Source organism: Microcoleus sp. POL10_C6 (assembly GCF_036701585.1).
GTDB lineage: Bacteria > Cyanobacteriota > Cyanobacteriia > Cyanobacteriales > Microcoleaceae > Microcoleus.
On record NZ_JAUBRB010000022.1, the window covers coordinates 85,183 to 103,487 of the forward strand.

Genomic DNA, 18,305 nt, shown 5'->3' on the forward strand with positions numbered 1-18,305 from the left:
CAGTGATTGTTAAATTAATATGACATAGAGCGCTCAAAAATTGTGATGGGGATCACTGAAATAATACACTTTTTAAACTTACCAAATCCTATTTTTATTAAAAATTAAATAGCCTCATCCATAGGGGAATAGTGAATAATAAACTAACGCAGCCGAGGCCGATCGCAGTTACGGCTAATTCGCGATCCAGATTGAAAGCTTCTGCCAACAACGTAGTACCAAAAGCAGGAGGCATCGCCATTTGCAGCACTAGCACAAGTCGCGGCGCGCCCGCGATCCCCAAAAATGTTAATCCCATGCCAATTACCAAGGGAATTAACAACATTTTAATCGCCAGACAAGCCAAAACTTGTTTGAGGTTGTGCAAGGAATTCAACTTGCTCAACTGCATCCCGATCGTAATTAAAGATAAAGTAATTACCGTCCAAGCACCTGTTGTTAACAATTCTGCGATTGGTGCCGACAGTGGCAAGCTGCGCGAGACAAATCCTAAACCAAAAGCCCACAGTGCCGGATTCATAAAAATTGCCTGCAGGGGTGTTAACCAACTATGAGGGCGATCGCTTTTACCGCAGTGAGAAGCAATAGCAACTCCCAGTATATTGATTGCCATGGTAGTGCCTAGCAAGTCGTAAAACAACGCCCAGGCAAAGTGTTCCGAACCCAATAAGGACAAGGTGACGGGAATGCCTAAAAAACCCGTATTACCCACCATCGTTGCCAATAAGAAGCTGCCTTGAGTGGGCAAACTCCAAGCGCTGGTGTGTTCCCGGCTATTTTGGGCGATCGGATTAAGAGTCTTGAAACGTTCCTCGCCCACACCGAAATTGATCAAAATCCAAGCGAGTCCTCCACCTGCTAGAATTGCCGCCCAAGCTATCAGCGGCGCCATCCAAATAGCGCCCGACAAATTGGCGCGGCGGATGAAAGCAACAATGCTCAATGGCGTGCCAAAGAAGAAAAGAAACTTGGCTAAATATGTAGAATAGCTTCTTGGTAGCTGGCGGCCGAGGAAAAATCCCAACGCCACCCATCCGATCAGATTTATATAAAGTTTGAGCAGTGGATTTTCTAAATAAAGCATGATTTACTAAATATTTACTAAACGACTTACGCACATATACTACGTTTGCCAAAAAAGCCCACCTTTACCCTACCGCCGCAGTTTCCCCTGGCACTGCAGCGCTAAATATTAATGCTTATTCAGCTTCGCAGATAATTTTCTCGACAGGCCTTGACATCCACAGAAGCGCGTGTCATGATGAAGTTGAGGAATAAGTCAACATAGGTGGAAACTATGGCACGGCAAGCAAAACAATCGTCTCAAGTCAAAAGTTCCAGCAGCCAAGCAGCCTCCAATACTCGCACCAAGTTTACCCTCTACAATTTTGCCGGAAACGCAAAGGCATTCTATCTAGTCGATCGCCTTAATTTAGAAAGAAAGCCCGGCGATATCCCACAAAAATCCGTCGCTCACAGCATCATCATCATCGACCGTTCCGGCTCAATGTATTATGACTTAGAACCGCTGAAAGAAACCCTAATCAAGCTTTTGACCTTAGACGAATACAACAATTACCAGCTAATTGTCAGCCTGATTTCCTATGCTAGCAATCGGGACGTAATTTGTCACTTCCAGCGAATTCCCATTCAAGAAGTGCTGAAGTTTGACTCTCAATACATCAAAGAAATTCAAAAAATCCACACGGCGGGCTGTACCTGCATATCGCAGTCGATGCAACTCGCTAAATCTCTGGTTAAAGCGGGAGAAATGACAGCGATCAATTTGCACACAGACGGCTATGCAAATGACCCCAGTGCCAATTCGGAAGCTGCAAAACTAGGGGAAATTTGCGAAGAACTCAAAGACATGGATGTGTTTGCCAACACGATATCCTATGCCTCTGCTGACTTCAAACTGCTTTCCAAAATCGCCAACACATTATCGGGAAATTGCATCCGCGCTGGCGAAGTCAAAATGGTTTATGATGCTCTTTACGACAGCACAAAACTGTTAGGCAGTTCCGTTGCACCTCCGCTGGAAGAACCGTTAATTAAGGAATACGATTATCAAGTTTTTGTTTCCAAAAGTGGCAAGAAAATCAACGGTTCATCGAGTACGCTGAAAATTTGCGGGCTGAAAGCAGACGATCGGGGACTGTTTTACAAATATCAGAAAATCGCCAAAGATGAGTATGACAAACTAGATGTTCCCGTTGCTCAAACTGATGAGTCGGTGTTTGCTTTTGCGAAAGCTAACCTCGCTGACGGCAATTTAAATACGGCTAAGTATGCGCTGGCGAGTACCTTCGATGCTACTTTGACGGAAAAACACGCGAAAGCTTTGACAAATGCCCAAATAGCCGAGTTTACGGAAGATTTGGAACAGGCTGTTTTTGCGCCTGATGTGTTGAAAAATCATGAAATTGGCGATCGGGTAAAAGTCAGCGATAAAATTTCCCTGCTGGAGTTGATCGAGATATTGGAGGAAAACAGCAACAGCATCATCATCAACTTGAAACACTTGCAAGAAAATTATCAGCGCAAAGGTTTGAAGCGAATTGAGGGAAAGCGAGACGAAAACGGCAACCTTGTCAAGCCTTGGCTGAAAACTGAATTCTTAGACGGTGGCGAATACGTGCAAATGGGTTCCTTTGCCATCAATCAAAATACCGCTACCATCAATATGCTGATTACCCGAAAAGCTAAGCTGGTAAAAGTTGAGGATGGAACTTTAATCGCAGAAGTGGCGGGAATTCTAGTTACAGACCTCAATACTTTCAACAATTATACCATTGTCAGCGACGGCGAAGTTAATATCAAATCGCAGCGAACCAAAATCAGCAGCAAACCCGTGTTTGATTTGCTCAAAAAATGCGGTGTCCTTGAAAAAGACGGTTCGCCCGTGCAAGAATTTGACTTCCGTTCAGAGTACGATATAAAGTTAGATAATTTGCCGCTAGTGCCTTTTGACGGGCGTTACCGCAGCCTTGACGGAGTGTTTGAGGAACTCGCCGAAATCAAAATTCTCTCTAGCATTCTCTCGGCTCATTTGAAGGAAGAATCCGAGGCTTACACAGCGGAACAATTGGAAGAATTGAAACAGCATTATCTGTCAAAAAACCTTTACCTCAACTTTCCCACGACGACGGAATACACAGATTTAAAAAGTGCGATCGCCAACGGTTCAGTAGATTCGCGAGTCAGCTACAAAATCGACATCGGCAGCAAAAACATTCTCAACTTCGGCAAATTGCACTCGGCCAACAAATTTCTCGATCGCCTTTATGAAGTTTACCACAAAAACACGGGCGAAAAGCTAGCAAAACCGACATTTGACATCACCTTAGATGAGCCTGTTGTCTTCGCACACAAAACGCTGTCATCACGAACAAAAATCACCAAAGTTGACGACTTGATGAAACTGATTTTCGATGAGTTTTTGGGGTTGGAAGATAACGGAATTGTTAGCGCTACTTTAGCCAAAGTGGGTGCAGATAGTTTGCTGCGCCTTTTGCAAGCGAAATGGCAGGGAGAAGATGTCAAGCGAGACGAATTTGTCGCTGCTTTAGCTAATGCGAATGAGCGACTGGAAGCTTATGCGGAAAAAGTGTACAGGGAAAAAGTTTCACCGCTGGTTTTCTATATCGGTTCGACCGGACTTATCCCGGATGAAATGGAGGCCAAAGCGGCGACTGCTGAGGAAATTAATTCTAAATACGGCAACTTGCAATTTTCTAAAGATGAGCAAGAGGGGATGTTTTTTGAAGTGGGAGACTGCATTATTAGCGTGTATGCTAAGAATGAGTATTTCACGGTAGGGAAGTAGGAATTATGGTGGGCATTATTTGCCCACCTTGGTTAAATATGGTTGATTGAAATGAACCGCAAAGGCGCAGCGGTGGCGACTAGGAAATAGGTAAATGGGACAAGTGTTAGGTTGCCAAGACGAAAGGAGCGATCGCAAATCTTCTATGATGGGAATTTTTCGAGTTTGTAACTTTCATGTGGTGTTACTTTTGCAAAAAAATATTCTGTCGTAGGATAGAGATTAACGCTATAAAAAAAATCTAGTAGCCAAATTCTAGGGAATTAGGTTACAATGATATTATGCAAATTCTCATACGGAGGGCAAGCCAATGACACAAACATTATCAATGTCTGTTCTCTATAAAAAACTCTCGGCGATCGGTTTCCCAAAACGTTTCGTTCAAGAAAAAGGTTTGCCCAGTTGGTGGAATGAAGAATTAGACAATAAACCCGTCGCCGTCCTAGAGGGCGCTGGTCATATTGCCCAACGTCTGCACCTAGACCTCAAAAGTCTTTTAGCCGAAAATCAGAAGCCTCAGTTTAAGCCCTTACTCCATACTAAGTTCAAGTACCATCAACAGGATAAAGCAGGCGTACCTGATGTTGCCCATCAACTTGCCTCACGGGTTGCGGAAGTCGTAGCTGATACTATAAAGCTCGAATTTCAGCCCATCCCATCCGACCCTCATCAAGTTCGTTCAGAGATAGTTGCCAAACATCCTCAAGTCACTTTATACAGCTTGCTCGATTACTGTTGGGAACATGGTATCGCTGTTGTCTATTTTAAGAATTACCCTAAAAATACCCGCAAAATTAGAGGCATGATCCAATGGCAAGGTGAGCATCCCGTGATTGTCTTGAGTAGTGGTAAGACACAACCAGTATGTCTAGCATTCGATCTTGCCCATGAACTGGGTCATCTCGCCCTTGGTCATATTAAAGAAGGTATTTTGATTGATGATGATATTAAGCCAGACTCTGACGATCGAGAAGAAAGAGATAGCAATCAGTTTGCAGTTAAACTGCTAGTCAACAGTTTTGACAACTCTGTCGGTCAGAAAAAATTCAATAATGCAAAAGACCTAAAGAATAAAATTATTCAACTTATTCAAAGTGACTCAACTATTGATCCATGTGCATTAGCTTTAAATTATAGCTGGTATAACAAAGATTATTTTCCATTGTCTTTGAAATGCGTAAATTTAATCAATCCTGCTAAAGAAGGACAAAAGACTATTAACACATTTTTAGAGCAGCATCTAAATTGGGATGAATTAAGTGACGATAATGCTGATTACTTAGACCAAATTTTAGGAGAATAGCTTTGTCTGCTTGTATCTATTGCATCGATAATGACATCATCAAAAAGCTTGCTACATTCCAGCTATTCGATAGGACTCTTCAATTATTTGATGCTAGTTCTGAGCAAGTTAATATCCTAGAGACGGCACAATATAAATTTGAAGGCGATTGGAAAAAATTTGAAAGAGGAAAACCTCGAAAACCCGAAGATCCTTTGATTAATTATAAACAAGTTCTTTATCTTTCTAAGACTTTACCAAAAATATCTGAATCTGATATTGACCAAGAAATTTTCATTCAATTATCCAATATTGAAAATATCGATACAGGTGAGGCAATTCTCACAAGTCATGCTATACAAATTATCCAAAAAGATAAATCTGCTCAGATTTTTACTGGAGATAAAAGATTTATCAAAGCCTTAGCAAAAGTTAACTTACCTATCATTCAAGAGTCTCTAAATCATAAATTATGGTGTTTAGAACAACTTGTTCTCAAAAATATTGAAGCCGATGGCTTTGAGACTATTAAGGATCTCATTGTTCCTGTTCGAGAATGTGATACAGCAATTAAGAGTGTTTTTGGTTCAGGGCTTAAATCAACACCTGAGAACTCCCTAGCTACTTTAAAAAAGTATATTGAGGAGTGTCGGCAGGAGGCAGGTAATCTACTAAATCCTTACAAGTAGATTTAAGTGTGACACGCTTGCCTTAGTCCTGGCTTAAAACGGAATTTCCTCATCTTCATCTTCCACAGTCTTAGCCGTCATCCGCCAACTGGTAATATACTCAATTTGCACATCAATTTTGTTAATCGCTTCCCCTAACCGCTTTTGGATGTATTGAGTCAGCGTCACCATAAAATCTAACTCAACTCCCACAGATAGGGCAAGTTTTGCCAAGCTAGCAAAATCTACCTTCAAAATCGAGGAACTGGATAACTTAAAATGGGGAGTATTTTCCTGATTTTGCACCAACATTGCTTTTTTAATGCGCTCTTTCAGATGCTCAACTTCAGAATCCAACAACTTCCATTCAGGCAAAATTTCTTGATACCTTTTGCCCAGCACTGTTAAATCCTCACTCTCCGGTTCCGGCGCAATTTTTTTAGTAGATTTCCGCCGTTGCTGTACATTAGAATTTAACCGCCAACTAGCAATATCCTCAACTTCCAAAGATGGATGAGCGATGAGTTGGCCTAACTGTTTTTGAATTTCTTTCGTCAGCGTCACCGGAAAATTCAACTCAATTCCCTCAGTTTGCGTCAGTCTGGCCAGCGTCATAAAATCAACTTTCATCGTTATCGAACTGGAAAGCTCAAAATAAGAACTGTCTTTGAGCTTTTGGGCCAGCATCCCTGCTTTAATGCGTTCTTTCACTTCAGCGATTTCTGAATCTAGCGGTTTCCACCGAGATTCTATTTCCTGATATTTTTCGCCCAATGCTGTCAAGTTTTCCGTTGCGGGTTCGGGGTAACATTGGGCAAGAATTTCTAGCAGGCGGCGATGCACTCCAGCTAAATAAACCGCGTCCATCTTGGCATATTCTAGCTGCTTCTCGGTGAGGGGACGCTTTGCCCAATCGCCACTTTGTTCTGTTTTATCTACATAAGCAATGCCGCAAAGTGTTTCTATTAAAGTTTTGAGTTGTCGATTAGGTAAGGGCAGAATGTAAGTGGGAATCTTGCTCGCCATTTTTAATGTGCAAGTGACATTTTGAGCGTCGTCATTGCCTAGAAATCGGATGTCATAGCTGGCGTTGTGCAAGACTTTTTCAATATCGGGATTTACCATGATTTGGTTGATGAAATCTTTGGCCAATTCAGGTTTATCCAAGACATCTAGTAGAAAAGTACCATCTCCACTCGAATCTGTGGAGTCAGCTAAAACCTGAATCAGAGATAATCTGGGGTTGGATTTATAGTCTGCTATTTCTGTATCAACCCACAGGATTTTAGCTTGGGCAAATTTAGCAATGAGTGCTTTGATGTCGTTTGCTGCTGTTAAATAAGGCATTTTTACAGACTTTTGCTATTAACTTTATGATTCTATTATGCTATAGCAATTATCGGATCGATTGTCAACGATTCAAGCGTCGGGCATGGCATTGCCGTGTCCTGGAGACACGCAAACCTCAGAAACCCGGTTTCTTCCTATATTTCTCATTGCTGTTGGCAAAACTCGTAGAAACCGGGTTTTTAGCCTCCCGTTTAAAAAAAAGAATGCAGTCGATCGCACTATTAACAATTCCCGCGAACTTCCTCTAAAAACCAGTTGCCTACTTCTGTATTGTCCGTCTGGCGACTGCGGCGCAAACCTTCCTCTAATAAAGCAACTTTTAGCCCCGGCAAAACTTGAGATTCCGTCAGCCGTTCGCTTCCCCGGTTAGCAATTATTTTGAAAGCAATAACTTGCGCTTTTTGTACGTCTACTACCCAATACTCAGACACTCCTAATTCTTCATAAATCATTCTTTTTGTCCCCAAATCGTCAACGAGAGAACTGTCGGCAATTTCAATTGCTAAATCTGGGGAAAATGTGCTATCTAAATTCACTACCGAACTGCCGCGAGGTGCCGTTTGCACCCGGTCTCCGATGTAGTAAGAAGCATCGGGTTGAGCGCCTCTGACACCTGTTTTGGCGTAGCTACAGTTGACCAGCAGTCTCATTTTTATACCTTTAGCAATGCCAAATAAATTGATTAAGATGACGATAATTCCGTTGTCATCAGCATGATCAGCCCCGACTGCTGCCATTTCAATCCTCAACTGTCCGTTGTAGTAGTAGCATTTTGCTCGATCGTACTCCGGCTGTTTAATAATTTCTATATATTCATCCCAAGTCGCTGTAACCCAGGTATCGGTTAGTAGTTTGGTTTGGAGTTGACTCATCATTACCTCACCGGAAAAAATCTTTGACTTTTGAGGGAAAACTTCTGAGTAGGGGCGAGCGCATTTTTACCATTCAGCAGTAAGGTACGCAGCGCGCACCTTACAAACTATTAACCTAGGACTATTCTGCCACTTCCTCAGATTCCGATTCTTCTGCCGATTCTTCACCAGCAGGCGGCACTAAAGCCACAGCTACGATCGAATCATCCTCATCTAACCGCTGCACCCGCACACCCGTTGCTGTGCGCGATTGAGTAGAAATTGCACTCACAGCCTGACGGATAATAATACCTCGGTTGGTAATGATCATCAATTCGTCATCTTCGTTGACAATTCGCAGCGCAGCTACCTGATCCTTACCCTTTTTCGACTTGAATTTAGTAGCCGTCAATCCTTTGCCAGCCCGTCTTTGTAGGCGGAATTGAGAAACTGGAACCCGCTTGCCGTAGCCGTTGGTGGTGATTACCAACACTGAAGGAACTTCGCTGCTAACTGTCGAAATTTCTTCGACCTCTTCGCCTTCAATTTCCTCGGCTTGCAATTCTAATTCTTCATCTTCCGTTTCCAATTCAGCACTTTCTGCCCCTTCAAATTCCGCTTCGTCCGTTTCTAATTGAGCAATATTAGCTCCCTCAAATTCGGAGTCTTCCGTTTCCAATTCAGCAATTTCGGCAACAATTGAACTAGGCAAAATGTCCATGCTAATCAACTCATCGCCCGATCGCAATTTCATTGATTTTACACCCCGCGTCGCGCGGCCGACTGGGCGCAACTGTTCGTGATTAGTGCGGAAATGAATAGCCATGCCTTGGCGCGTACCGATGATGATACTGTCACCAACTTTTGCTCTCCGTACCCAGCGCAGTTGGTCGCCTTCTTCTAGAGAAATTGCGATTAATCCATTAGTGCGGATGTTGCCAAAAGCCGAAAGTGCGGTTTTCTTAATGTAGCCACCGCGAGTCAGCATGACCAAGTATTCTTCGCTGGTGAATTCTGTCACTGACACCATAGAAGTGATTTTTTCTTCTATAGGAATCGGCAGCAGTTGCACCACGGGAGTGCCACGGGCAGTCCGGGAACAGACGGGGATTTGATAAGCTTTGACAGAGTAAACTACGCCCCTGTCACTGAAGAACAAAACGCTGTCATGATCGCAGCAGGAAAGGAAATGTTCTACTCCGTCGTCTTCTTTCATTTTCGCGCCTGCTTTGCCGCGAGTAGCGCGACTTTGGGCCTCGAAAGTGCTGACAGGCATCCGCTTGATGTAGCCTTGCTCTGTAATCAGAATAATTGCTTGTTCGTTGGCAATTAAATCTCTTTCATCGATTTCTCCTTCGGCGTGTTCGATGACGCTGCGCCTAGGAGTGGCGATTTTGGTTTGGATTTCGACTGCTTCAAATTCGGCGATTTCTAAGATGCGTTCCCGGCGCGCTAAGATATCTTCCAAATCTGCGATTTTAGCTCGCAGTTCTTCGTGTTCTTGCTGAATTTTTTGCGCTTCTAATGCTGTCAAACGCCGGAGTTGCATTTGCAGAATTGCGTCGGATTGCTGTTCAGAAAGACCGTAATTATCCATCAATTCTTGTTTGGCTGCGGCGGAGTCGGCAGCGGCGCGAATTAGGTGAATAATTGCATCTAAGTTGTCTAGGGCAATTAATAAGCCTTGCAGAAGGTGGTCGCGTTCTTCTGCTTTGCGGAGCTCGTATTGAGTCCGGCGAGTAATTGTCTCAATGCGGAAGTCTAGGAAGACATTGAGGAATTGGGAGAGCGTAAGTAGTTGGGGTTCCCCATTTACTAGCGCTAACATATTGGCTCCAAAGTTGGCTTGGAGGGGTGTTTGTTTGTAGAGGTTGTTGAGGACGACGCGGGGATAGGCGTCGCGCTTGAGTTCGATCACGATCCGCATTCCGTCTCTATCGCTTTCGTCGCGAATGTCGGAAATTCCATCTAATCTTTTGTCGTTGACAAGTTCGGCAATTTTCTCAATTAGGGCTGCCTTGTTTGTTTGGTAAGGCAATTCGGTGATAATAATTGCTTCTTTGTCGGGGCGGCCGGGATGTTCGATGGTTTCAATGCCGGCGACTCCGCGCATTGTAATCGAACCGCGACCGGTGGTGTAAGCATCGCGAATGCCACCTCTACCCAGAATTTGCCCTCCGGTGGGAAAGTCCGGGCCGGGGATGTACTGCATCAATTCCAGGTCAGTAATGGCTGGATTGTGAATTAGTGCTACTAAACCGTCAATTATTTCGCCTAAATTGTGGGGCGGAATGTTGGTGGCCATCCCTACAGCAATCCCGGAGGAACCGTTGAGCAAAATTTGGGGGATGCGTGCCGGGAGTACGAGGGGTTCTTGCTGGGAACCGTCGAAGTTGTCGCCGAAATCAACTGTTTCCGAGTCGATGTCGCGCAGCATGGAGTCGCTAGTCAACGCTGTGAGGCGACATTCGGTGTACCGCATGGCAGCGGGCGGGTCGTTGTCAACGGAGCCGAAGTTGCCGTGGCCGTTGATCAGGCGTTCCCGCATGGAGAAATCCTGAGCCATCCGCACCAGGGCGTCATAAACCGCTGTATCTCCGTGTGGGTGATACTTGCCCAGCACCTCCCCCACGACGCGGGCGCATTTGCGGAAAGGTCGATCGGGAGTCAAGCCCAATTCGTTCATGGCGTAGAGAATGCGTCGGTGAACGGGCTTGAGACCGTCCCTGGCATCTGGTAGCGCCCGACCGACAATTACGCTCATGGCGTATTCCAAGTACGATCGCGACATCTCATTACCCAGATCCGTCGGGATTATCCGCGACTCAGAGGTGCTCATAGGTTGAAAAACTCCGTTAAAAATTTAAATTTGACCGCTATAAATCTCAAAAATGCGATAAAATCGGTTTGGATTCAGTAGAGCTGCCAAATATTGCAAATTACTCCTGAAATTATATCACAATTTGCCTTTGACTTTATGGGAAAGTTGCCAGAAATATTAAGGGACGAAACAAGCACAATTGATAATTTGTCAGTTGGTGATTTAGTCAGCAGTTGGCTAAAGCTAGAAAGTTTTTTTTAGGCGGTCGGGTTTCATGCTTTCGTGAGTTTTTTGGACGCTCCTCTAAGAAATTAAAATGGTTACTCGATCGAAATTTTAATTTCACAAAACCGAAGGCCTTCTTAAAGCCAACTAAAAATCTAAAATCTAAAATCTAAAATCTAAAATCAGCCGATGCTACCCGTCATCTACTCCGAAGATTTCTTGCTGCACAAGACTGGAATGCTTCACCCAGAGCGACCAGAACGTTTAACGGCGATCGTCAATGCTCTGAAAGCTGCTCCTTGGGCGGATCAAATTGAGTGGCAACTGCCTACCCCAGTGGCGCACCGCGAACAAGAACTGTTCTCGGCTATCAAAAAAGTTCACTCGCAAAGATACATCAAAGAAGTCGAACATTTGGCTCATCGGGGAGGCGGCTACCTCGACGGTGATACGCCGATTTCTGCTGAAAGTTACGATGTAGCGCTGCTAGCGGCGAGTGCTTGGCTCGATGGGGTCGATCGAGTGGTGGCTGCGGGGGAACCGGCTTTTGTGCTGGCCAGGCCGCCGGGACACCACGCCGAAAACGCCCGCGCGATGGGTTTTTGCTTGTTTTCCAATGCTGCGATCGCCGCTCACTACGCCTTGGAACAGCCGGGAATCAACCGCGTCGCTGTCCTCGACTGGGACGTGCACCACGGCAACGGCACTCAATCTTTGGTGGAAAACAGCCGGCAAATTGCCTACTGTTCCCTGCACCAATCTCCGTGCTATCCGGGAACAGGAGATGCCGAGGAGCGCGGTGCCTACGACAACGTGCTGAACATTCCCCTGTATCCGGGCGGCGGCATAGCTGAATACCTGAGCGCCTTTGAATCTCTTGTCGTGCCTTTTTTGTCAAAATTTGAACCGGATTTGTTGATTGTCAGCGCTGGTTATGACGCTACTGCGTCTGATCCGCTGGCGAGCATGACTCTGATGCCGTCAGATTTCGGTACTTTCACCGGATACTGCCTGCAACTCACCCGCCGCATAGCTTTTGGTTTGGAGGGGGGTTACGCGCTGAAAGAGTTGGCCGAGTCGGTTGTGGCGACTATTGACCGATGCCTCAATTAGCTGGAAAATTGGCATAGGGAAAAATAAGGTTGAGAAGCGGTGAGGACGGGATGGAGAGTTGTTGAGGGCGATCGGCGAAGCTTAGATTTGGCGATCGGGCGATCGGGCTTCTTCCCTCGATCAACTGTCAACTGTCAACTGTCAACTGTCAACTGTCAACTGTCTCCTGACTTTAGTGACAAGCATCACCAATTTAAGAGATCCAAGTCACTGGGCATCAAAGTCTCGGTCACAGATTTTTAACCAAAAAATCACACCGTGTCAATGTTTTCGATCGCCTTTGAAGTCGCTCCCAGAGTGCATAATACAAATACAACAAGCCTGTTAAAATTTTATCTGTCTCAATCAACTAGGAGGTTTATCATGTCAGTATCCCAAATGACACTCGAAGAGTTATTTGGTCAGGTCATGTTCTCCAGCGTCGTGACTCGCCACGACCGGAGACAGCTCAGATCTGCACTCTTAGAAAGAACACTGAATGAAGATGAGTATGCCATCATCAACCGACTGCTGTACAACGTTCGCCGCGGTTGGGTAAAAATTGTCGATTAAAGACCTGGCAGCCACTCCCTGTAGAGGAGTTAATACCATTTTCGATTTTCGATTAAAGAACTGGTAATGACTGATAACTATCGGGGTTGAGAGCACGGGCCTACAGTTACACTTTTTGGGAACTCGTTACAAGTAGAACTTGCCAATTCGGGAAGTTTTTTGTGTTTAATAGTTGGCTCGAAAGTGTGATGGGTTTGACCAGTGTGTTAATTATCAAAATCTCGCTACAAATCAGCCTATAGGTAGAGATAATTATAAAATAACAGGTTTCGGGTGCATCTCTACTTGTTGAATAATTGTGAGTTTTGAGTTACTAACTGAGAAGTTATAATTAACTCAAAACTCATAATTTTTTGGATGTGAGATTGGAGATTGGAGAGTGGGAAAACTGATGAATATCAGGGTTGAGAACCGCTATAAAGTTAAGATTTTTTAAACTGGTATTAAGAATCAAAACTATAAGCAGTTTCCGGTTGAGGAGGAGTGTGCGATCGTACAAGCACAGCCAGTCGCATTGGTCGATCGACCATTCCGGCAATTTGAGCCCGGAAGTGTCAAAATATTAACAACCAGTTCATCCCCAAAATATATGGCTCCCGCCGTTTTAATTGAAAATCTTCAGAAACGCTACGGCACTGTAGAAGCCGTTAAAGATGTTTCCTTCAAGGTAGAACCGGGGGAAATATTTGGTTTGCTAGGCCCCAACGGTGCAGGCAAAACCACAACCCTGCGGGTACTTTGTACTTTGAGTGCGCCCGATAGCGGACGCATTGAAGTGTCTGGCATTTCTGCTGTCAGTCAGCCGAGAATTGCTAGACAAAGACTCGGCTACGTCGCCCAAGAAGTGGCTCTTGATAAGGTGCTGACGGGGCGGGAACTCCTGCAACTGCAAGCAGCGCTTTACCATTTGCCGCGCCCTAGGATTAAAGGGCGGATTGAGGAAATGGTGAAACTCCTCGGTTTGGAGGAGTGGGAAAATAAAAAGACGGGTACTTATTCCGGCGGTATCCGCAAACGCCTCGACTTAGCTGCTGGGTTGCTTCACCAGCCGGATGTTTTGGTGTTAGACGAACCGACTGTCGGGCTCGATATTGAAAGCCGGGTGGTGGTGTGGGATTTCCTGCGCCGCTTGCGGGAGGAAGGTACGACGGTTTTGATTACCAGCCACTATCTCGAAGAAGTCGATGCTTTGGCCGATCGCGTGGCGATTATTGACAAGGGTACGGTGATTGCACAGGGTACGCCGGAGGAGTTGAAAAATCGGGTTGGGGGCGATCGGGTGACTTTGCGGATTCGGGAGTTTTCGCCGATCGAAGAAGCTGAAAAAGCTAAAAATCTGATGCAATCGCTGCCTTTTGTGCAGGAAGTAATTGTCAACGCGGCTCAAGGAAATTCTCTGAATTTAGTAGTAACACCGCAAAGCGATGCGCTGGTGACTATTCAGCAAGCTTTAAAAGATGCGGGACTTCCTACTTTTGGGATTGCTCAATCTCGGCCGAGTTTGGATGATGTGTATTTGGCTGCGACTGGTAAGACGCTGTTGGATGCGGAGTTGGCTGCTGCTAGCAACCGCGATTTGAAGGCTGAGCAAAAACAGGCGATGCGATCGTAGTTTGAGGGAAGGGAAAAGTTCGTCAGAAACAGGCAAGATGCCTGTTCCACAAAGAGTGAATTTTCTTGTGGAACAGGCATCTTGCCTGTTCATAAACCAGTATTCCGGCGGTTTCAATCGCATCTGCACACACGAAGTCTGCCTTCGCAGACAAGCGAGATAAGTTAGCTATAATCTTAAGAGTGAATCGAAAAAATACTATAGTGATTTTGGGGGATATTAATAGATGAATCTTGTTTTGGAAGTTGAAGCGCCTCCTTTCCGAGAAGATGCAACCGGTGCTATTCGGGTGGGAAACTCAAGAGTTTTGCTGGAATTGGTGATTCGAGCTTTTCAGGATGGTGCGTCGCCGGAATCTATTGTGCAGCGTTATTCAACTCTGTCGTTGTCGGATGTCTATAGTGCGATCGGCTATTATCTCCGACACCAAGAAGCAGTAGAAGCTTATCTCAATTATCGCGAGCAATTAGCAGATTCCGTCCGTCAGCGTTTGTTGGATATTCAACCGGATCTGGGCGTTGTGCGATCGCGCTTGTTAGCCCAAAAACAATCTTGAGGGTTAACTATGCTGCGGCTGTTGAGCGATGAAAATTTTAATGGGGATATTGTTCGAGGGCTTTTTCTGCGTCAGCCAGACCTTGACTTGCTTCGCGTTCAGGATGTTGGTTTGCGAGAAGCTGACGATCCAACAATTCTCAACTGGGCGGCCCAGAACGATCGCATTGTGTTAAGCCATGACCGAGCAACTATGCCCGATTTGGCTTACGAACAGTTGAGGGAGAAGGAACAAATGTCAGGTTTGTTTATAATTAACGATCGAATGCCAGTTAGACAGGCTATTGATGAACTTATGGTGCTGGTTAACTGTAGCGAACAATCGGAGTGGAAAGGAGTTGTTTTGTATCTACCATTGTAACAATTAGCTAGATATTTAGGACTATTCTGCCACCATTTTAACATACTGTTTTAACACAGGTGGAATCGTGAAAACGATTTCAGTTTCACCGCTCAATTTTTCGATCATTCCCCGTCTGGCTAAAGATTGAATTGCTTTACATAATTCGCCCTGCGAACCTTGACATTTTGCCAGGAATTGAGTAAAGGAAACAGGTTCGATTTCATTACTAAGTTGCGAAATAGCCTGTTTTTCTATTTCGGACAACCGCTGATAGTGCTGCTGCAATATCGGTGTCAATTCATCGCTTAAAAATACTGGTTGATAGCTTAAATATTGAGAGACTCTACCGCCAAATAAGTTGTTAATGGTTTGAGCGACTAATTTTAACCACAGGGGATTACCTTGATAAAGGTTAATCAATTCTGGCCAGGATTCTTCATCCAACAAACCTTTTTCTATAAGAATTTCTGTTGCTGCTTCACCTAAACCGGTTAACTGCAATAAACGTACTGCTGAATTATCGTCGGTGAATGTGATGATGTCTGAGGGTGGTTCCCAACTATTGAGAATTAAGCAGCTATTATGGGGAATTTCGCCGATGAGTTTAAATAGGGTTCCGTAGTTTTCATATCCGGGTTTATAATGTCCTGCAAGTTGCCCGCTGCTGAGAATTTGCTGCACGTCATCGAGGATGATGAGACAGCGATTTTCGCGCAATGTTTCTATTAGGATTGACAACTGAGCATCGATGTTGGCGGAAAAGTTAATTTCTGTGCGATCGGATAGAAATTGAATCAGGTTTTTGAGGGTTGTTTCGAGGGGTGGGGAGGTGCGGAGACTGCGCCAGATGATGCGATCGAATTGAGTTTGAATTTGGGGGATGAGGTTACGGGCGATCGCACTTTTGCCGGTGCCTGCCATGCCTGTGATGGTGAGGAGGCGGCAGTTTTGCTCTAGAATCCAAGTTTCGAGGGCGGTGAGGGGTGAGTTGGGGTAGTTGTAGAATGTTCTGAGTTCCGGTGCATCTCTTAAATCAAGTCGCGGTTTTTGTTGGGTGTCGTCTTCATTTGAGGTTTGTGCAGGCGGTGAGTGTTGTGGAGTTTTTGGAGGGTGCGAGGTTTCTGTGCAGACGTTTATATTCCCTTTGTGGACAAGGTTAAAATAACCCGAATTTGAAATTTTAGAGATTTCATATCTTTCCATTGTGGAGCTAAAATTGGATTTATTAACATCTTCCTCTAAGATTTTTGAAAGAATTTGCCATAACTTTGAGGCAACATTTCTGACATGGCGTTCAGTACAATGAACCTCTTTGGAAATTTCGGAGTATCTTTTACCTTGCCAAGTTCCCCGTACTACTGCCTGTTGCAGATCGTCTAGGTGTTTGCCCGTCTTAGTGAACACCAAGCCATCGGCCAACCTTAAGAGTTCTTGAACATCCATTTATTGGGTAAATGTAGGAGGTTTTATCTATTGTATCAGACTTTTTCTGACTTTTTCTGACTAAGGATGGCAAAATGTGACTTTGAACGGCTAGCTAATTTTATCAACTACTGGCAAATTGTGACATTCTCCTACTTTACACTACATAAAAATTAAATTAAAATTTAATCAGGGGCTTTAAAACCATCTTAGGCAACCTAAAAGATTTTAACAATGTAAATCTGACGGGCGCAACTATGCCAGATAGCACCGTCCATCCCTAACGGTTAAAAAAAGTTGCTCAAAATGTGGCTGCATCCGCTACTCCAGCGGTTAAAGAAGTTGCTCGCAATGTTGCTATATCTGTGAGCAATGTCTAGGGGGTTTTCGCCTCGTGAAATGTTCGTAAATATTTTCTAATTTACCATAGGAAAGAAATCATGTCTAGTGCATTATCCCTACCGCAAGCTAATTTAAAAATGGCTCTCTGGCAAGTCGATGCTGATGCAATGAGTAGCAGCGACTTGTATGTGTGGTTAAATGATATCGGCTTGCCGCATGAAGTCTCGATGCGGCTGCATGAACTTGCCACATACACGAAAAAAGCGGCTAACAAAGTTTTATTCATCGGTAAAATTCTCCTGATTAAAATTATAGAATTTGTCAAAGCGCATCCCAATTTAGTTATAGGGGCTGCTGTTGGCGTCGCTGTAGGAATTTTGGCAAATTCGATACCATTTGTCGGCCCGTTATTAGCACCTTTGGCAACAGCGCTGGGTATCCCAATTGGTGCAATAGCCGGCCACCGACTCGATAAACTTGCCCAAGGCCAAGAGGTGTCTGATGATGGAATTATTGGAATTGCTCAAGACATGATTGAGATTGCCAAAGCATTTTTTCAACTACTGATAGACGTTTTCAATACAATTTTCTGCAACGTCATCACTGCCTAATTGCCCAAATTAGCAAAAAGATTGAGGTCTAATATGTCTGCAAATAAAACGCCAACCAAAGAGCAAATTCTGAAGTCAATAGAGCAACTGAAAAAAAATCCACATGATAAATTAGGGATTTTAGCAGATATTGGCATTGGTGTGGTGGGGGCTGCCGGTGCTGGTGCGGCGGTGGCAGCTTTCGGTGGTGTACCAGTTCTATTTGGGTTGTGGGTCGTTGCACCTCCCGTAGGATTAGTTGTTGGCGGTGCAGCTTTAGGTGCTGCTGCTCTTGTAGGGGTAAAACGAATATTTGATGGCAATTTTGACCAGGGAAAACAAGAAGAAATACTTAAAAACTTAGAAAAACAGCTAACAGATATTGAAGAGAAAGAAAGAGCCTATAACCTGAAAGACAGCGATAAAACTAAATTTATTGTTTCCTTGAAAGAACCCGTCAGGCTCGATTTAATTAGCCCGAAAGACGCTCAGGATTTAATTAGGGCCGTAGAAAGCGGTCAAATTGCAATCAAAGAGGCGATTAAAATGGTTGAGGATGTGGTAAAAGCTGCTAAACCATAACTGCCTTCTGACTGCGTAACCTGGGAATGCTAAGTTGTAAGTCTGCGATCGCCCTTACTTAAACCAAGTGCGATCGCTCTTGATAAATAACTAGGGCTTGCTGAATATATCGAGCGCATATTACGTGGGCTGGGTTAAGAGAGCGTGCGATCGAGAGTAAAGTGCAAG

Annotated in this window: 16 protein-coding genes; 10 read left to right on the forward strand and 6 right to left on the reverse strand. The window is 44.5% G+C overall.

Annotated elements, in window-relative coordinates; all coding sequences use genetic code 11:
* Window positions 1–97 precede the first annotated feature (97 nt).
* A complete protein-coding gene (locus QUA34_RS14675) occupies window positions 98–1,084 on the reverse strand; it encodes an AEC family transporter (protein WP_333387665.1) in 987 nt (328 codons plus the stop codon).
* A 213-nt stretch (window positions 1,085–1,297) separates the two neighbouring features.
* Here QUA34_RS14675 and QUA34_RS14680 point away from each other — a divergent pair, with 213 nt between their 5' ends.
* The 3 genes from QUA34_RS14680 (at window position 1,298) to QUA34_RS14690 (ending at window position 5,800) form a co-directional block, all read left to right on the forward strand.
* Window positions 1,298–3,829 (forward strand): vWA domain-containing protein, encoded by a 2,532-nt coding sequence (locus QUA34_RS14680; protein ID WP_333387668.1) that lies wholly within the window; start codon window positions 1,298–1,300, stop codon window positions 3,827–3,829.
* A gap of 310 nt (window positions 3,830–4,139) precedes the next feature.
* Entirely contained in the window at window positions 4,140–5,132 is a 993-nt protein-coding gene (locus QUA34_RS14685) for an ImmA/IrrE family metallo-endopeptidase (protein WP_333387671.1), read from the forward strand.
* Window positions 5,133–5,134: 2 nt separating this feature from the next.
* Window positions 5,135–5,800, forward strand: coding sequence for a hypothetical protein (locus QUA34_RS14690; RefSeq protein ID WP_333387674.1), 666 nt, complete (start codon window positions 5,135–5,137; stop codon window positions 5,798–5,800).
* 33 nt (window positions 5,801–5,833) lie between these two features.
* On the opposite strand, the gene QUA34_RS14695 is transcribed toward QUA34_RS14690, so the two are convergent.
* The 3 genes from QUA34_RS14695 to gyrA form a co-directional block, all read right to left on the reverse strand.
* Window positions 5,834–7,126: a ribonuclease D gene (locus QUA34_RS14695; protein ID WP_333387677.1), complete on the reverse strand. Its 1,293-nt coding sequence runs from the start codon at window positions 7,124–7,126 to the stop codon at window positions 5,834–5,836.
* A gap of 224 nt (window positions 7,127–7,350) precedes the next feature.
* The gene (locus tag QUA34_RS14700) at window positions 7,351–8,004 is read right to left on the reverse strand and encodes a Uma2 family endonuclease (RefSeq protein ID WP_333387680.1); all 654 of its coding nucleotides are present in this window, start codon (window positions 8,002–8,004) and stop codon (window positions 7,351–7,353) included.
* Between the two features lie 118 nt (window positions 8,005–8,122).
* Window positions 8,123–10,819 (reverse strand): DNA gyrase subunit A, encoded by a 2,697-nt coding sequence (gene gyrA / locus QUA34_RS14705; protein ID WP_333387683.1) that lies wholly within the window; start codon window positions 10,817–10,819, stop codon window positions 8,123–8,125.
* Window positions 10,820–11,215: 396 nt separating this feature from the next.
* On the opposite strand from gyrA, the gene QUA34_RS14710 reads away from it, so the two are divergent.
* Complete coding sequence (locus QUA34_RS14710) at window positions 11,216–12,139, forward strand: histone deacetylase (RefSeq protein WP_333387686.1); 924 nt, start codon at window positions 11,216–11,218, stop codon at window positions 12,137–12,139.
* Here the strand turns inward: QUA34_RS14710 and QUA34_RS14715 are convergent.
* Window positions 12,136–12,270, reverse strand: coding sequence for a hypothetical protein (locus tag QUA34_RS14715; protein ID WP_333387689.1), 135 nt, complete (start codon window positions 12,268–12,270; stop codon window positions 12,136–12,138). The two genes, QUA34_RS14710 and QUA34_RS14715, sit on opposite strands and share 4 nt — an antisense overlap.
* A 232-nt stretch (window positions 12,271–12,502) precedes the next feature.
* Between QUA34_RS14715 and QUA34_RS14720 the strand changes: the two genes are divergently transcribed.
* From QUA34_RS14720 to QUA34_RS14735, 4 genes are all read left to right on the forward strand, one after another.
* Window positions 12,503–12,691 carry a hypothetical protein gene (locus tag QUA34_RS14720; RefSeq protein WP_015175516.1) on the forward strand — a complete coding sequence of 63 codons (189 nt, stop codon included), beginning with the start codon at window positions 12,503–12,505 and terminating at the stop codon, window positions 12,689–12,691.
* A 589-nt stretch (window positions 12,692–13,280) separates the two neighbouring features.
* Entirely contained in the window at window positions 13,281–14,303 is a 1,023-nt protein-coding gene (locus QUA34_RS14725) for an ATP-binding cassette domain-containing protein (RefSeq protein ID WP_333387692.1), read from the forward strand.
* A 226-nt stretch (window positions 14,304–14,529) separates the two neighbouring features.
* A complete protein-coding gene (locus tag QUA34_RS14730; protein ID WP_333387695.1) occupies window positions 14,530–14,859 on the forward strand; it encodes a DUF433 domain-containing protein in 330 nt (109 codons plus the stop codon).
* A 9-nt stretch (window positions 14,860–14,868) separates the two neighbouring features.
* Complete coding sequence (locus tag QUA34_RS14735) at window positions 14,869–15,219, forward strand: DUF5615 family PIN-like protein (RefSeq protein ID WP_333387698.1); 351 nt, start codon at window positions 14,869–14,871, stop codon at window positions 15,217–15,219.
* 21 nt (window positions 15,220–15,240) lie between these two features.
* Here QUA34_RS14735 and QUA34_RS14740 read toward each other — a convergent pair whose 3' ends face one another.
* The gene (locus tag QUA34_RS14740) at window positions 15,241–16,644 is read right to left on the reverse strand and encodes an NB-ARC domain-containing protein (RefSeq protein WP_333387701.1); all 1,404 of its coding nucleotides are present in this window, start codon (window positions 16,642–16,644) and stop codon (window positions 15,241–15,243) included.
* A gap of 419 nt (window positions 16,645–17,063) precedes the next feature.
* Between QUA34_RS14740 and QUA34_RS14745 the strand changes: the two genes are divergently transcribed.
* Window positions 17,064–17,576, forward strand: a complete 513-nt coding sequence (locus QUA34_RS14745; protein WP_333387704.1) for a hypothetical protein — start codon at window positions 17,064–17,066, stop codon at window positions 17,574–17,576.
* A gap of 33 nt (window positions 17,577–17,609) precedes the next feature.
* The gene (locus QUA34_RS14750; protein WP_333387707.1) at window positions 17,610–18,137 is read left to right on the forward strand and encodes a hypothetical protein; all 528 of its coding nucleotides are present in this window, start codon (window positions 17,610–17,612) and stop codon (window positions 18,135–18,137) included.
* Window positions 18,138–18,305: the final 168 nt, after the last annotated feature.

Excerpts from the sequence above, each read along its gene's own strand:
- QUA34_RS14710 (WP_333387686.1), top strand. The coding sequence starts at position 11,216 with ATGCTACCCGTCATCTACTCCGAAGATTTCTTGCTGCACAAGACTGGA.
- QUA34_RS14740 (WP_333387701.1), bottom strand. The coding sequence starts at position 16,644 with ATGGATGTTCAAGAACTCTTAAGGTTGGCCGATGGCTTGGTGTTCACT.
- QUA34_RS14685 (WP_333387671.1), top strand. The coding sequence starts at position 4,140 with ATGACACAAACATTATCAATGTCTGTTCTCTATAAAAAACTCTCGGCG.
- QUA34_RS14695 (WP_333387677.1), bottom strand. The coding sequence starts at position 7,126 with ATGCCTTATTTAACAGCAGCAAACGACATCAAAGCACTCATTGCTAAA.
- QUA34_RS14680 (WP_333387668.1), top strand. The coding sequence starts at position 1,298 with ATGGCACGGCAAGCAAAACAATCGTCTCAAGTCAAAAGTTCCAGCAGC.
- QUA34_RS14745 (WP_333387704.1), top strand. The coding sequence starts at position 17,064 with ATGTCTAGTGCATTATCCCTACCGCAAGCTAATTTAAAAATGGCTCTC.
- gyrA (WP_333387683.1), bottom strand. The coding sequence starts at position 10,819 with ATGAGCACCTCTGAGTCGCGGATAATCCCGACGGATCTGGGTAATGAG.
- QUA34_RS14700 (WP_333387680.1), bottom strand. The coding sequence starts at position 8,004 with ATGATGAGTCAACTCCAAACCAAACTACTAACCGATACCTGGGTTACA.
- QUA34_RS14750 (WP_333387707.1), top strand. The coding sequence starts at position 17,610 with ATGTCTGCAAATAAAACGCCAACCAAAGAGCAAATTCTGAAGTCAATA.
- QUA34_RS14730 (WP_333387695.1), top strand. The coding sequence starts at position 14,530 with ATGAATCTTGTTTTGGAAGTTGAAGCGCCTCCTTTCCGAGAAGATGCA.
- QUA34_RS14720 (WP_015175516.1), top strand. The coding sequence starts at position 12,503 with ATGTCAGTATCCCAAATGACACTCGAAGAGTTATTTGGTCAGGTCATG.
- QUA34_RS14725 (WP_333387692.1), top strand. The coding sequence starts at position 13,281 with ATGGCTCCCGCCGTTTTAATTGAAAATCTTCAGAAACGCTACGGCACT.
- QUA34_RS14735 (WP_333387698.1), top strand. The coding sequence starts at position 14,869 with ATGCTGCGGCTGTTGAGCGATGAAAATTTTAATGGGGATATTGTTCGA.
- QUA34_RS14675 (WP_333387665.1), bottom strand. The coding sequence starts at position 1,084 with ATGCTTTATTTAGAAAATCCACTGCTCAAACTTTATATAAATCTGATC.